The sequence below is a fragment of the Bacillus sp. EB600 genome (assembly GCF_024494385.1).
In the GTDB taxonomy this organism is placed as follows: domain Bacteria; phylum Bacillota; class Bacilli; order Bacillales; family Cytobacillaceae; genus JAEVLT01.
The window spans coordinates 1-309 of sequence record NZ_JAEVLT010000190.1 but is presented as its reverse complement, the minus strand read 5'-3'; the positions used below and the strand labels follow the sequence as shown (position 1 = coordinate 309).

The 309-nt window shown below is 49.5% G+C and carries 2 tRNA genes; both read right to left on the bottom strand.

Annotation, left to right across the window (positions count from 1 at the left end):
• Positions 1 to 77: transfer RNA gene (locus JN080_RS29370), tRNA-Ile, on the bottom strand.
• Between the two features lie 152 nt (positions 78 to 229).
• Positions 230 to 306 (bottom strand) — tRNA-Met (locus JN080_RS29365).
• Positions 307 to 309: the final 3 nt, after the last annotated feature.

Genomic DNA, 309 nt, shown 5'->3' with positions numbered 1-309 from the left:
TGGTGGACCTTGTAGGACTCGAACCTACGACCGGACGGTTATGAGCCGTCTGCTCTAACCAGCTGAGCTAAAGGTCCATTATAATATTCTTTTGACTAGATAGTTAAAACCGTCTGTCCCCATCTCAGAAAGTTTATTCAAGCAGCGGCTCGATGGGTACAACTCTCAGCTTTTTCATTGGAGCTTTGCTCGTTGCTCTAACCAGCTGAGCTAAAGGTCCATCAATAATTGGTAGCGGCGGAGGGGATCGAACCCCCGACCTTACGGGTATGAACCGTACGCTCTAGCCAGCTGAGCTACACCGCCAAA